Source organism: Priestia sp. YIM B13491 (assembly GCF_042787605.1).
In the GTDB taxonomy this organism is placed as follows: Bacteria; Bacillota; Bacilli; order Bacillales; family Bacillaceae_H; genus Priestia; species Priestia megaterium_E.
In genome coordinates, this window is record NZ_JBHZOR010000002.1 from 947,729 (window position 1) to 963,127 (window position 15,399).

The window sequence follows — 15,399 nt, forward strand, 5'->3', positions numbered from 1 at the left end:
AAAGAAGAAGACTATCGCCTTCTTCTTTTTTTATATTTCAACAGCATGTCCACCATCTAAAAAGTACAGATAGCGATGCTGAACAGGTTGTTTTACAATCCGCTCGATGGCCTTTGCGTAAAGCTCTAACTGAATGCGGTATCTGTCAATTAGAAATGGTTTTGCCCGTTCAAAATCCCCTTGAAAACGATCCGAAATGTTATCTGTTTTAAAATCAAGTAAAACGAGGCCTTCTTCCGTTTCATACAAACAATCAATAATACCTTGCACTAAAATTGTTTCGTCTTCCTGCTCCCAATGATCATAGATTTCTTTAGCGGAGACACCTAAACTAAAAGGCATCTCTCTATAAACCGTGCGAGCCGTTCGAATACCTTGTGCAATGTCACTGTCTAAAAAGTCTGCTACATCATTTGCATCAACAGCATCCGCTTGTTCTTGCGTCAACAATTCTTTGGTAACCATTGATTGAATAAAGTCTTGAACCATTTCAAGGGTATAAGCTTTATTTAATGGAAGCTGCTGCATAACAGCATGTGTAGCTGTTCCTCTTTCAGCTCCTGTGAGAGATTTCTCTTGAAGAAACAGCGGACGATTTTCAAGAGGTGCTTTAGATCCCCGAACGAGATCGTCGCTTCCACCTGCATCCGTCAGCTGCTGCTGCCTTTTTAGTTCAGAAACAGATTGCTTCGAACGATGAACGGAAGCTACACGATAATCATAAGACCAATTTAAGCGTCTATACACTTCGTCTTTATAATCGCTCGATTCTGAAACTGGCTCATGCTTTTGAAGAGCGTTTAAAAGCTCTTCATGATGCTGCTGCTCTTCAAGAGGCTGTTCGGCTAAATCACCTGCTAATAACGTTGAAAGTTTCCAGCTTGAAGCATGCTGATGAATCATCTTGGCCGGCTGGACCGCTCCTTCAACCATGTGACTAACATGTTGGTGACGAATTAAAGAAGGTCCAATCCAGTCTAAATAACATTTTGCATCTCTTCTCACGTCAGCTGGAAGCGTCCAATCTTCATGTGCCATAACGGAGCTCCATTGTCTGAGCTTTTCTGGTGCGTCTTTTACTGTTCCAACTAAAATAAGTTTTTCTTTCGCACGCGTCAAAGCTACGTATAATACCCGCATTTCCTCTGCCATGCTTTCTTTTTTCATTTTTTTCTTCATGGTCTGCTGAAGAAGAGTAGGGTACGTAATACGCAGTTTTGGATCAATATATTTAGATCCAAAACCTAGTTCTTTATCGAGTAAATATGCTTTATTCAAGTCCATTAAGTTAAACTGACGAGCAAGACCAGCTACAAAAACAACAGGAAACTCAAGACCTTTACTGCTGTGGATCGTCATCAAACGCACCACATCTTCTTGTTCTCCCAGTGCTCGAGCAGCTCCTAAATCGTTCCCTCGGTCCTGCATGCGTTCAATAAAGCGTAAAAATCGAAACAGACCTCTAAATGAGGTTGCCTCGTACTGGCGAGCGCGATCGTAAAGAGCACGTAAATTGGCTTGACGCTGTTTCCCGCCAGGAAGTCCGCCAACAAATTCAAAGAAACCCGTATCGCGGTAAATTTGCCATACCAGTTCTGACAAAGAGCTTTGTCTAGCTTGTGTTCTCCATGCTTTTAACTGCTCATAGAAATACTTTACTTTATCGCGAAGTTCTTCATCATCTGAAACCGCTAAGTACGTTTTTAACGCATCGTAATACGTTCCTTTCTTTTGCTCTGCTCTCAGTGTAGCTAACTCTTCATCTGAAAGCCCTACTACCGGTGAGCGAAGAACAGAAGCTAACGGAATGTCTTGATGCGGGTTATCTACTACTTTTAATAAAGACATCATAATCATCACTTCAGTAGCATCAAAATAACCTGTTGATAAATCGGCATAAATCGGCACGCCTTCTTGCTTAAATTCATCCATAATCTGCGCAGCCCAAGGCATGGAACGAAGCAAAATAACAAAGTCACGATACGTCACGTTTCTCATAATATCGAGCTTGCGATCATATATTTGAAAACGATTTTGAACGAGTTCTTTGATTTTGCGCGCCATTGCTCTTGCCTCTAACTGAGCCGTTTCAAGCTCTGCTTCTGAAAAAGCGACGAGAGAAGAATCCGATTCTTCTTCCGCTCCTTCTTCTGCATTTTCTTTTGCAATGAGCAGAAGCTCCGTGTCCATTCCTTCCGCTTTTGGATACGATGCTCCTAATTTTAAAGAAGCATCATCGTCATATGCAATTTCTCCGACTTCTTCATCCATCAGCTGATTAAAAATAAAGTTTGTAGCATCAAGCACTTGGGAACGACTGCGGAAGTTTTTATTCAAATCGATACGTTTTCCGAACTGGCGACCATCTTGCGTAAAGCGCTTGTACTTTGTTAAAAACAAAAATGGCTCCGCTAAACGAAAGCGGTAAATGGATTGTTTTACATCTCCAACCATAAATAAATTCCCTTGTTCTTCACTATCTCTCGTCACTAGTTTAATCAGTGTTTCTTGAACCATATTTGTATCTTGATATTCGTCAACAAGCACTTCTTCAAACTGAGTGCGATATTTTTGGGCAATGGACGAAGGCTTAAGCACTCCATCTTCTTTTACACTCAAGATTTGCAGGCAATAATGCTCTAAGTCAGAAAAGTCCACTAACCCTTTTTCCTTTTTCATATGTTCATATCGTTCACCGAAGCGCTGAACTAAAAAGATTAGCGTTTCAATAACGGGCTTCATTTTCTCAAAATCAGCCATGTAGCCGTGCAAAGGCCTAGAAAACAAATCAGCATGAAGTTTTTCAAGACTTGTTTTAGCTTTTTTGCGAAGCTCTCCGAAATCATCTAAAAGCTGTGAGTCGTATGCTTCTCCTTTACATGGCTTTAAACGAGTAAAATTCAAATTCTGCATTTCCTCATGCAAATCAGCAAAAGAATGCTTAGAAGCGCTGATCAGCCGATGAATTTGAGCCAGGTCTTCCTCTGCATTAACGGCGCGAGGAGCAGGCCCTCCTGGCAGCTTTGTTAACTCTAAGCCCTGTTTTAAAATCGACTCAATGCCCATCAGCTGCGTTGTTACTTCTTGTAAAAGAAAAGATAGAAACGGAAGTGAATCAATAGAAGAGTCTTCTGTCACATCATATTGACTCACAATCATTTCAAGCCAGCCGTTTGGGTCAGGGTTAGATCTTGCAAAGTCATACAGCTTTCTTACCATAAGCTGAATATCTAAGTCATTTCTGTCACTTGTATAACGATCAATTAAATCAAAGAATCGTTCGTTCTGTTCAATACTGTACTGTTCTTCAAACAATTCTTCTAATACTTCTTCACGCAGAAGATCCGCTTCCGTATCATCTGCAATCCGAAAACCAGGGTCTACATCGATCAAATAATAATACGTTCGAATGACTTCTAAACAAAAAGAATGGAGCGTAGAAATCGACGCACGGTTTAATAAATTAAGCTGTCTGCGTAAGTGCAAAGAAGATGGATTCTTTTTTAACTCTTTTTCCAATGCTTCTCCAATTCGATTTCTCATTTCGGCTGCAGAAGCATTTGTGAACGTAGCAACGAGTAATCTATCAACATCGATTGGCTCATCACCCATCGTAATCTTTTTAATAATACGTTCAACTAAAACCGCTGTTTTTCCTGAGCCAGCCGCCGCGGCTACTAATATATCTTGACCGGATGAAACAATGGCTTTCCACTGATCATCCGTCCACTGGGAGTCGGCCGGTTTTATGTGTATATCTTCACTCATCTCGTTTGGCCTCCTCTCGAATTTTATCTAAAATAACACTTTGACTCTCTGTACTAAGCTGACGATATTCGTTGTTTTCCATTGATTCATCGAACTGACAAATTGAGCGGTATTCACAAAACGCACATGGTGTTTTATCTTTTAGTTTATAAGGCGAAATATCAATTTTCCCATTTGTAATCTCTGTACCTGCCTCCACAAATTTACCTCGCACATACTGACGGAGATGTGTAAAATCTTCTTCGCTCGCAACCGAAGAATTGGAATAAAAGCCCCCTGTCTTTTTAATGCCCGCTGATATAACCTGTGAGTGCCCTGATTCTAACGTTTCGTCCATTAACCTTACTGCTTCCTCGTCTCCTACAAGCAGTCCTTTCATTTTAAATTTCTTGAAGATTTCAGCTTCAATTTGATCAGGCTGTAATGCTTTAGTACTGTTGATCATTGGATTATGAACGTGGAAATAAAGAACGCCAGCAGGCAATGCTCCTCTATTATCATGAAGAAGCTGTTCAGCATACGTCACGACTATGTCTAAATAAGCTAAAATTTGAAGAGATAAACCGTAGTACACTTCCACTAAGTTTAATGCTTTATCGCTTGATTTATAGTCGACAATACGCAGTAAAAGTCCTTTTGAGCTTTCCGCTTTATCTACCCTGTCAATTCTGCCAACGAGTTCCATCGTATGGCCATTTGGCAGTGTGAACTGCATAGAAGGCAGCTCTGCGCTAGGTCCAAATCCAAGCTCCAATCCAACGGGAACAAAGCCGCTCATCTTAGCGTGCTCACTTAACACAAGCGACGCACGTTCAATAATTTGCTGCAGCTTATGTGTTAAATAGTGGTGGCGATTCGAGCTCAATAAAATCTCATTTTGCAAGCGCGGAGCAAGCTCATGCACTGCAGCCGTAGAAAGCTGCTGACAGTCTTTTCTCGTTAAGTTCTTCCATTCTTTTTGACCGCCGCGAAGTTCGTCTGAAATCATTTTCAACGCCGCGTGAAATAACTCGCCTATGTCAGGAGCCGCCAATTTGAAAACTTTTCGTTCTTTAAGCTTGAGCCCGTGAGAAGCAAAATGCGCATATGGACAGGCTTCAAATTTTTCCATTCTCGATACGCTTGCTTGAATATGCTTTCCATACAGACGCTGACTCGTTTTCTTTGTTAACCGTTTTGCTTCATTTTGATAAAATAAGCTGCTTAGTACTTTCCCACTGTATGAGTTCCAATCTGAATTTTCCACATAAAAATTATACACATCCCACCAAGCGGAACTCATTGGATAATGGCGTTTCCATCCTTGCAGCTGGCTGGCTAAATGCGCGATGCTTGTTAAAGGATTTGTAATATAATCAACCTGCTTTTCTTCTTCTAAATCTGTAGGTTCCGTCATTAACAGCTTCTCCTGCAGGAGCGGAAATAGCTCTTTTACTCGATTAATAACGAGTGAAGGCAGCAGGGTCTTCCCTTCCTCATTGGCAAGAGGATACGAAACATAAAGTTTTTCCGAAGAGCTGGAAAGTGCTAAATAAATGAGAAATTGTTCGTCAAACAGCTTTTGTCTTCCGGTTGGCGCAAGTAATAAACCTGATTCAAGCAGCTGCTCTCTCTCCTTCTCAGATAACAGGCCATCGCTTTTTGGTTTAGCTGGAATCACACCGTCATTTACACCTAACACAAAGCTTGCTTTGATATCGGATAAACGCGAACGCTCAAAACTTGCCACAACCACTTGATCCAGTGCAGGCGGAACAAGTGCAAACTGCATGCTGTCAAGCCCTGTCTCAAATAGATCTGCGAACAAAGAAATCGATACTTTCTCTTCTCCCATCATTTCAACAAACTGATCAAATAAGTGAAGAATTGCTTTCCATACCTGCTCGTGCTCTCTTGCTTCTTGAAGCTTTCCTTCTTCTTCACATCGATTGCGCAGCGCTTCTATCTTTTGTGGAATATCTAAATTCGTTAAAAAACGATAGAGCGCTTCTGCTTTTTCTTTTCCTATTTTCCCTTGTTTTAATTTTTGCTGAAGCGAATAAATAGGAGGAACAATCATATTTTTTAATTCATTTATTTTTTGCTCAAAAGCAAGCTCTTCGTCCGTTTTTCCAAGGTTCATGTCTTCAAGTGAACGATATTTTCTGTAGGTAAATGGTTCCTTGCTCGTCCACTTAGATCCTTGAATACCGTAAGCGAGTACATAATTTTCTAATTCATCCATCTCTTCGCGAAGCTGGTGCACATCAGATGACAAAGGAAATAAAAGATCTGTTTTCACTGCTCGAAAGATGGTTTCATATCGCCATGACCCGCTTACCACCTCTAAGACTGAGCGAACAAATTCAACGAGTGGATGGTGAAACATCGCTCGCTTTTGGTCAATAAAGTACGGAATTTCATAATCTCGAAAAATGGTTTGAAGCAAGTCATGATAATCTTCTGCATTTCTAACAATCAAGGCAATATCACGGTAGCGATAGCCGTGATCGCGCACAAGTGAAAGTACTTCTCTTGCAATCCCTTCAACTTCTGCTCTTCGGCTAACAGCCGGCAGCAGCTGAATGTGCTCGGGCTCTGACTGAAATTCCGGCGTTGGCCGTTCATCATAATATCGTTCTAAATAGGCAAGCTCTGGACTGTTTTGATGCCTTTTTTGTTCGTTAAATACGATTGGCTCTTGAATCTCTATCCCGTTTTCAGCCGCCAGGCCCATTATTTCTCGGTACGTTTCGCTCGTTAATCGAAACAAGTGCAAGTCATTTGGAATAAAATCTTGATATGAATAATCAGAAGTCACCGCTATTTTTACTTCTCTACAAACTTTCATCAGCTCTACTAATACGGTTAATTCTTGAGGAGTATAGTGATGAAATCCATCTACATAAATCGTTGCTTGAGCAAGATAGCCAGAAGACGCTACTTTTTCACTCAGCAGCTTCAAATAGTCTTCTCCATCTACATATTTCGTCATCAGCTGTTTTTCTAATTCTCCGTAAATGAGATGTAAATCATGTAATTTATCAGCAAGGACTTTCTCATCTTCTGCTTGAAGCTTTTTCTTCATCTCTTCGAGAGACGGGGCATCTACTGTGTACTGTTTAAATTCTTTAACCATTTTTTCCAGTTCTTCAATAAACCCTGCTTGTTCTGAAGAATTCGCAAACAGTCGAAGCTCTTCTTTTTGATGTTCGATAATTTTTTTAAGCATCATATGAATACCTGTTTGATCCACATGATAGCGGCTAATACCTCCAACTTCTTGCAGGATACGCCATGCAAGACGTGTAAAACTATAAACTTGAGCACGCATCATGCCTTCTAACCCAGGTGTTTGAACAAGCGCATACTCCGACTGAAATGTCATCTGTTCAGGTACAATATAAATAAGTGGATGCCCAAGCGGTGCATTTAACAGCTCTTGGCGCATGCTATTTAAAAGATATTCCGTTTTCCCGCTTCCTGAACGTCCTAATAAAAACTGTAGCCCCACGTTTTCACCCCTTGATTTTTTTCTCTATATTTTCATTTGTTTAAGTACAAAATGGATAAACGCCACGTAAACACGTGACGCAGTCGTCAAAATTTTATAGTGATAATCATCTAAATCTCTCTATCTCTCTCCTTATTATTTTACTGAACTTGCAGACAAAATTCCACTTTGCCGATATGTGAAATGCTGGATGCAACAAAAAAACTTTTCAGTAGTCAAAAGACCACTGAAAAGTTTTAGAAAAGCGAATTATTTTCTACTTTTACATCATGATTCCACCATCTACATGAAGTGTTGTACCGTTAATATAGTTGGACTCATCAGATGCTAAATACAGATAAGCATAACCAATGTCAGAAGGCTGACCTAATCTTTGTAAAGGAATCGTGGATTTCATTTGATCAATGATTTTGTCTGGCATCGCCTTCACCATATCCGTCTCAATAAACCCGGGAGCTACAGCGTTTACATTAATTCCTTTTCGTCCCAGCTCTTTAGCCCATGTTTTTGTCATTCCTACTACGCCTGCCTTTGTCGCCGCATAGTTTGTTTGACCAACATTTCCATATACGCCAGATACCGAAGATGTGCTAATAATTTTCCCTTTACCTTGAGCAATCATATGCGGTACCACTGCTTGTGTACAGTGAAAAACGCCTGTAAGGTTTACGTTGATTACTGCTTGAAAATTTTCAACTGATAATTTGGTTAGCATTCCATCTCTGGTGATACCTGCATTGTTAATTAAAATATCTATTTTAGAGTAGCGTTTCACTACTTCTTCTACCATTGCATCTACGCTGTCTCGATCCGCTACGTTCACTTGAAAAAATGCTACATCTCCGCCTTCTTCTTTTAGCTGAGCTGCTCGTTCTTCTCCCGTTTTTGCATCGTAGTCAACCATAGCGACCTTTGCACCCTCTTGTGCGAATATTCGAGAAGCTTCGAACCCTAATCCATTTGCTGCACCCGTAATAATTGCCACTTTATCTTTTAATCTCATGTCACCCGCGCTATAAGACGCTTACTAACAACGATTAATCAGCAAGTCGCTTGAATCTTAATAGCGCATTCCCCTCCTCAAAACGACGCCAAGCACGTCTTAATGATCATTCGGTGCTTTTCTAGTAATGATCCCTCTACTTACATCTTAGTAGTCAAGCTCAAAAATCATTCATATAATTTTTAAGAAAACGTTTTGAAATACATGAGGTGATAATACATGTTGAGAAAAAACATGTATATCTCTAGAAAACAAAGGGTTCATTACTTAGGTGCAACTAGGAATAGACGTCTAATTTATTCCCAGTTTTTTCTTTTATTTTAGCATATTTTTCATAATTGATAAACAAAAAACTTGTTCATTGCTGGACAGATACTCTGTATATGCATTGTTCTGCCAACCGAATAAACAGACAAATAACTTCTTTAAGAAAAATTTTAAGGTCCTTTCAAAAATGCTGTTGTATCCTTATAAGAAAAGGCTTTTCTATAGTTTACAATACCCCTTTTGGCTGTATGTATAACAAAAGACTGCCTATTAAAAAGCAGTCTTTCATCACTATTTGTTATATATAAACAAACTATTTGTCATACTGTTTCACTTTAGATTTTTCATTTAACCTTCGTTCAATTTGTTTTCCAACAAGCCATAGAACAAAAATGATGACTAAAACAAGTACTGCTTTTAGAGGCTGTTTCACAAATGAAACAAAATCGGCCCCAATAAAGCTCATCATAAATATCATCACCATTTTACCGGCTAATACAGCCAGCATAAACTGAGCCATACTAACACGTGATAGCCCTGCTACTACATTAATTGCCGAAGACGGGGTAAAAGGGAAACAAAGCATAATAAACAGCGGTCCGAACCCGTGTCTTTCTACCCAAATCATAATCTTTCGAATTTGCGCATGCCGGCTGATGAAATGTAAAAACCTCGCCTGTCCATATTTTCTAAAAATCAAAAAGACAAGCAGTGATCCAACGCAGCTACCAACCCATGAAATTAAAAAACCTAACCATAAGCCAAAAGCGGCAGCATTGGCCATTACAAACGCAAAAAGCGGCAAGATAGGGATAAACGCTTCTAAAATAGGCAACAGCAGCCCTGGAATGATTCCAAATGATTGATATTGTTTTAATAACTCGAGGACGCCGTCTAACGTCAAATAATGCTTTAATGTTTCAAAATCCATCGAATGTTCTCCTTATTTAAACAACTGTGCTACTTTTCACTTATTGTACTACTTTCCTTTACCAAACAAAAGTTTTACAGCGTTTTACCTTTCCTGCCCTTTTACGCTTGCCATACAGCCTTTATTTACACACACATATTTGGTTGAACAGCCATGCACTTTTTACTGAGACTGTTTTAAATACCGTTTAAACCAGCTTGTTAAATATTTTAGTCTCGCCGTTCGTAAATTAGGCTTACCGCTTCTAGAAAGTTCATGATTAGACTGAGGAAAACGAATAAATTCTACTTCTTTATCTTTTCTTTTCAGGGCCACATAAAGCTGTTCAGCTTGTTCAATTGGACATCTGTAATCCTGTTCGCTATGCAAGATTAACAGCGGTGTTTTAACATTCTCCGCTAAACGAAGCGGAGAATGGTTCCAAAGTTTTTCCGGATTTTCATAAATATCAGCTTTTAATTCCCATTCGGTAAAATAATAGCCAATATCACTAACGCCGTAAAAACTTGTCCAATTTGAAATAGACCGTTGCGTCACCGCTGCTTTAAACCGATTTGTACTTCCTACAATCCAGTTTGTCATAAACCCTCCGTAGCTTCCTCCTGTTACGCCAAGCTTATCTTCATTAATATAAGAGTAGCGCTTAACTGCTTCGTCGGTCACTGCCATCAAATCCGTATAATCCATGCCTCCGTAATCCCCTCGAACCGCATCTGTAAATGCTTGACCATATCCTCTGCCGCCTCTTGGATTAGAAAAGAGGATATTGAACCCTTTTGATGCAAGTACTTGGAATTCAAGCATAAATGTATGACCATACATAAGATGCGGACCTCCATGGATTTCTAAAATGGTTGGAGATACATCATTAGTAGCAGCAGCTTTTACTACCCAACTGTGGATATCTATACCGTCCGTAGAAGTGGCATAAAAAGATTCTGCTTGTGTGAGCTGCACATGCTTTAAAAATGAGTCATTAACGTTTGTCAGCTTCACTAATTCCTCTGTTTTTAAATTTAGAGAATAAAGATCTCCGGGATGTGTAAATGTACTGATTGCCACGATAGCTTCCTCACAATTGGGAAGAACAGATACCTCATATACGTGAGCATTATCCATAAGTACAGAGTCTAGCTTTCCATTCACAGTTCCTTTATATATGCCTACAGAACCCTTTTCACTTACGACAAAATAAAATTCTTCATTACTGCCCCACATAATTCCCGCTGCGGTTCTACCAAAGTGAAAATCTCCTGCTACCATATCTCCTATTTCTAAGTCTATACCAGCAGTGATACAAACTGTTTTTTGGTTAGAGATCTGATAAATATATATGTCATTCATTGAAGCCGATCCGTATGTACGTTCATTTCCAATGTATGCTATGTATGACCCATCCGGTGACCACGAAACTTGATGAAAATATCCTGTTTCCGCTGTAATAGATGTTAATTTTTTAGTATCACGATGCAAAATAAACACATCCATCGTTAGCGATAAATCCGGATTCTCTCCTCGGCTGCTGCAAAATACAATTGAGCTTGCATCAGGGGCCCAGCACCCTACAGAGTGATGATAAGGTCCATCCGTTACAAACGTCACTTCTTTATTTTTAAGTTTAACGAAAGCAACTTGAGTATATTCACCTTTTAAATAACCGCTAACATCGGATTTGTACAGTAAACGTTCCACTTCATACGGCGGGGGATGTTCATGATTTTGTTCAACTCTTACAGCTTTTTCTTCTACTTTTGTGGAAAACATAATTTCATCACTATAAGGAGACCATACCGGATTACTAACGCCTTTTTCAAGATCTGTGAGTGCTTCTGCTTCTCCGCCTGTCGCTGCTAATAGGTAGAGCTGAACGGCTTGACTGCGATCGGATAAAAAAGCAATCCACTTGCCGTCCGGGGACCAGGCGGGAGAATGATTATTTCCTTTGTAGTACGTTAATTGCTTAGTTTCTTTCGTTTCAAGATCTAACATAAACAGCTGCGTTTCATACGCATTTTCTATTTTCTTCGTTTTTCGAACCGTATAAACTACACTTTTTCCATCTGGAGAAATCTGAGGATTATAAACAGACTTCAATTCATACAAATCCTCTATCGTTACCGTACGCTTTTTTAAATCATTCAATTTCTTCGCCCCCAAGGATTCATTTTTAAATCAAATAGTCAATCGATAAAAACGAAAATAGCGTTTCCCTCTTACTTTATCATTTCTAAAAATAAAAATCTAAAAATTTAGAAAATTAGTTGTTTTTTCTTCTTTTAATCTATATAATAATAAAAAGGGTGCAGAGGTGATGAGGTATGAACAATGAAAAATCGTACACGGAAATGATGAAGTCCCTCGCTCGCAAGAAAAAAGTAATTGATACTGTGAGTATGTTGGATGTTTATATCGAAATGGTAATTGATGAATCGCTTTTTAAGCGTCAAAAAGAACTGTTAGAAACAAACATTAACACGGCATTAGATCAACGTGATGAAATTGCTTTTTATGAGTTATCAGCACAGTACCAATCCCTGCTTCAAACATCTACTTAATATTTTAATAACTTAATTCATGTTAATGATTTATATGTACGTTTAACAGGCAGATCCTTTCTTCTCAGGAAGAACAGCTGTCTGTTAAATCGTGTTTACTACATAAAAAAAGATTCTTACATCTGTAAGAATCTTTTTTGTTAGGGTTTTTCCTATGAGTGGAAGTAACCGACCGTTCCACTCATAGATTTTTTTGTTATTTATGCGTCTGAAACTGCTCTTCTTCTGTGGAACCTTTTAAAGCTGTTGTAGAAGAAGTCCCACCAGAAACTACTTGTGCCACTTCATCAAAATAGCCCGTTCCTACTTCACGCTGATGTCTTGTAGCTGTATATCCATTTACTTCACTAGCAAACTCTCTTTCTTGTAACTCTGAATAAGCTGCCATTCCTCTTGTTTTATATCCTCGTGCCAGCTCAAACATGCTGTGGTTTAAAGCGTGGAAGCCAGCAAGCGTAACGAATTGGAACTTGTAGCCCATTTTTGCGATTTCTCTTTGGAATTTTTCAATCGTTTTCTTATCTAATTTTTTCTTCCAGTTGAAAGATGGTGAACAGTTATAAGCAAGCATTTTACCTGGGAATTTTTCATGAATAGCATCTGCAAATTTTTGTGCTTGTTCCAAGTTTGGTTCAGACGTCTCACACCATACTAAATCAGCATACGGAGCATATGCTAAGCCACGAGCAATAGCTTGATCGATTCCCGCTCTCGTACGATAAAAACCTTCAGCGGTGCGTTCACCTGTAATAAACTGGCGATCTACAGGATCAACATCACTTGTAATTAAATCAGCGGCATCAGCATCGGTACGAGCAATCACAAGTGTTGGAACACCCATTACATCAGCAGCTAAACGAGCAGCAATCAAATTTTTCACAGCGGTTTGAGTTGGAAGCAATACCTTGCCGCCGAGATGACCACACTTTTTCTCAGAGGATAATTGATCTTCAAAGTGTACGGCAGATGCTCCCGACTCAATCATTCCTTTCATGAGTTCAAATACATTTAACTGTCCTCCAAACCCTGCTTCTGCATCTGCTACAATTGGAGCAAAGTAATCGATATCCCCTTCTCCTTCTAAATGCTGAATTTGATCGGCACGCTGGAGCGCTTGATTGATTCGTTTAACAACATGCGGCACGCTGTTTGCCGGGTATAAACTTTGATCAGGATACATGTTTCCTGAAAGATTTGCATCTGCAGCTACTTGCCATCCGCTTAAGTAAATTGCTTTTAATCCTGCTTTTACCTGTTGTACTGCTTGATTCCCTGTTAAAGCTCCTAATGCATGAACGTATGGCTCTGTTTTTAATAAGTTCCAGAACTTTTCGGCTCCTCTTCTAGCAAGCGTGTGTTCAATATCAATGGACCCTCTTAGCCCAATGACTTTTTCTGCAGAATATGGACGTTCAATTCCTTTCCAACGCTCATCGCTTTTCCAGTTCTCTTCAAGGTTTTTTACACGAATGTCTTTCATTCTTTATACCCCCTAATGAATTTAAAATTCTATATTCATAAAAATATAAAACGCAGCAGTTAGAATATGTCTGTTTCATGATGAAGTAAATTAGCAGTTTGCCATAATATTAGCAAGAACGTAGATGAAATAAGTAAGTAGTTGAAGGACATGTAGTAAGACTTAGCTGAGGTGAATATACGCTGAAAATTTAGACTGCTATCTTTTCAATCACAAATAACTATTCCTCCCTATTGTTATAAAACAGTTTTTATTTTACATACGTTATTATATAACAGTACTTCCGAAAATGAAACCTCCTTTTAGAATTTTTTTCCTACTCGCAAGGAGGCTTTTCTATTAATACTTACGTATAAAAGGCTTCATATATCCTTTACTTTTTCTTATATCACTTATTCATTTCTTTCATACTTCTCAACAAATAAAATTCTTTCCAGTATTGTTGGGTGACCATATCGGAAAATCTTCACTAAATACGGCGGATTTACCTGAGATAGTCCTGATTTCGTTAAGTCCTGAAACGTTTTAATAGCAGCTTGCTTATCTCCTGTTAGGTTCATAGCGTACGTGTCAGATTGAAGTTCATGATGACGCGACTGCATATTTGTTAACGGACTCACAGCAAATGTAAGAATAGAAAAAATAAGTAGAATAAGCGGTAAAGAATTTAAATCACTAAGAGAAGTAATTTTTAATGCTTTCCCCCATCTCTTAATCACAAAGCCGGCTAAATGTTTCGTTAGCCATAGGCCTACGATCGATAAAACTAATGCTGAAGCAATCCCTACATAAATATGTTTCTTTACATAATGACCCATTTCATGCGCCATGATAAACAAAATTTCACGTTCCGTTAATTTATTAAGAGTAGTATCCCATAACACAATTCTTGAATTAGAACCTATTCCCGTCACATATGCATTAAGGGAGTTCGTTTTTTCAGACATGTTTACTTCATATACATGCTTAGCAGGTATATGAGCTTCGTCTGCTAAATGTAAAATTTTCGTCTCCAGCTCTTTATTCTTTAATGGATAAAAATCGTTATATAACGGATCGATAACCACTGGTTGAATAAACGTCAAAAATAGTGTAAATGGAATAGATACTAGCCACGCATACAGCCACCATCTTTTTGAAAACTTACGAATGAATGCATATAACACAGCAATCACTAAAAACATGGTGGCATAGTTCACCCAAAAATCTGTAAAAAGATCTTTCATCCATCCTTGGAAAGGTTGCGTCGTAATATGATAAGCCTTTGAAAGCTTATAGCTAATCCAGTCCATAGGAAAAGAATAAATCAGCAGCAGAACGGATAACCAAAATACATAAATAGCAGTTTGGAGAAGACTGAAACGGCTGACATCTTTAGACCACTTATTAACTTTCTTAGACACACCTAACACTAAAATTAAAATAAACCCTAGCCACTCATATGGAATTCGGATAAAAAAGAGCGCATCTCTAATTTTTGAATATTTTTCGGTTAACATAAGTTCTCGTCCATTCATAAACGTAGCCGGGTCTACGCTGGTGCCTTTTAATGATTGTGGAATAGAGGTATCGCTTATATAGAATAAATACACCCAAATACACGCTCCATACACAAGAAAAACTCCGATGGACCACCAAACAATTTTTTTCACGCATTCCCCTCCTTTTGTACAAACAGTATGCCGCTATTACTATTGTAGGTTTTTTTTCGAAATTTAGAACAAGCGTTTATAGATGTGCTATAAGAAATGTAATTTGAGACGAGGAAATCATAGAAAAACGAAAAATAGAGTTTAGACAAAAGAATAAACTCTGTTTACAAACAAAAAAAGCAGTTTGCATATGCAAACTGCTTTTAAGATGACCCGTACGGGATTCGAACCCGTGTTACCGCCGTGAAAG

General features: G+C 38.8%; 8 protein-coding genes. 1 reads left to right on the plus strand and 7 read right to left on the minus strand.

What is annotated here, in order from left to right; all coding sequences use genetic code 11:
* Positions 1-30 precede the first annotated feature (30 nt).
* The 5 genes from addA to ACFX4E_RS10795 all read right to left on the minus strand — a co-directional run bounded on the left by addA (position 31) and on the right by ACFX4E_RS10795 (position 11,604).
* Positions 31-3,768, minus strand: a complete 3,738-nt coding sequence (gene addA / locus ACFX4E_RS10775; RefSeq protein ID WP_377237317.1) for a helicase-exonuclease AddAB subunit AddA — start codon at positions 3,766-3,768, stop codon at positions 31-33.
* Positions 3,761-7,261: a helicase-exonuclease AddAB subunit AddB gene (gene addB, locus ACFX4E_RS10780; RefSeq protein ID WP_098433390.1), complete on the minus strand. Its 3,501-nt coding sequence runs from the start codon at positions 7,259-7,261 to the stop codon at positions 3,761-3,763. The genes addA and addB overlap by 8 nt, the downstream gene beginning before the upstream one ends.
* 262 nt (positions 7,262-7,523) lie before the next feature.
* Positions 7,524-8,264 carry a 3-oxoacyl-ACP reductase FabG gene (gene fabG, locus ACFX4E_RS10785; protein ID WP_013055347.1) on the minus strand — a complete coding sequence of 247 codons (741 nt, stop codon included), beginning with the start codon at positions 8,262-8,264 and terminating at the stop codon, positions 7,524-7,526.
* Positions 8,265-8,844: 580 nt separating this feature from the next.
* Positions 8,845-9,462, minus strand: a complete 618-nt coding sequence (locus ACFX4E_RS10790) for a TVP38/TMEM64 family protein (protein WP_013081701.1) — start codon at positions 9,460-9,462, stop codon at positions 8,845-8,847.
* A 162-nt stretch (positions 9,463-9,624) separates the two neighbouring features.
* On the minus strand, positions 9,625-11,604 hold the full coding sequence (locus ACFX4E_RS10795; protein WP_377237316.1) for a S9 family peptidase: 1,980 nt from the start codon (positions 11,602-11,604) through the stop codon (positions 9,625-9,627).
* A 176-nt stretch (positions 11,605-11,780) separates the two neighbouring features.
* Here ACFX4E_RS10795 and ACFX4E_RS10800 point away from each other — a divergent pair, with 176 nt between their 5' ends.
* Positions 11,781-12,017, plus strand: coding sequence for an IDEAL domain-containing protein (locus ACFX4E_RS10800; RefSeq protein ID WP_013055344.1), 237 nt, complete (start codon positions 11,781-11,783; stop codon positions 12,015-12,017).
* A gap of 196 nt (positions 12,018-12,213) precedes the next feature.
* Here the strand turns inward: ACFX4E_RS10800 and aceA are convergent, their stop codons facing one another.
* Positions 12,214-13,497: an isocitrate lyase gene (gene aceA, locus ACFX4E_RS10805; RefSeq protein WP_028407422.1), complete on the minus strand. Its 1,284-nt coding sequence runs from the start codon at positions 13,495-13,497 to the stop codon at positions 12,214-12,216.
* 392 nt (positions 13,498-13,889) lie between these two features.
* Entirely contained in the window at positions 13,890-15,149 is a 1,260-nt protein-coding gene (locus ACFX4E_RS10810; RefSeq protein ID WP_098790804.1) for a M48 family metallopeptidase, read from the minus strand.
* Positions 15,150-15,399 lie beyond the last annotated feature (250 nt).

What these genes read in the sequence shown, in the direction of transcription:
- addA (WP_377237317.1), bottom strand. Translation starts at nt 3,768, where the DNA reads ATGAGTGAAGATATACACATAAAACCGGCCGACTCCCAGTGGACGGAT.
- fabG (WP_013055347.1), bottom strand. Translation starts at nt 8,264, where the DNA reads ATGAGATTAAAAGATAAAGTGGCAATTATTACGGGTGCAGCAAATGGA.
- ACFX4E_RS10790 (WP_013081701.1), bottom strand. Translation starts at nt 9,462, where the DNA reads ATGGATTTTGAAACATTAAAGCATTATTTGACGTTAGACGGCGTCCTC.
- ACFX4E_RS10800 (WP_013055344.1), top strand. Translation starts at nt 11,781, where the DNA reads ATGAACAATGAAAAATCGTACACGGAAATGATGAAGTCCCTCGCTCGC.
- aceA (WP_028407422.1), bottom strand. Translation starts at nt 13,497, where the DNA reads ATGAAAGACATTCGTGTAAAAAACCTTGAAGAGAACTGGAAAAGCGAT.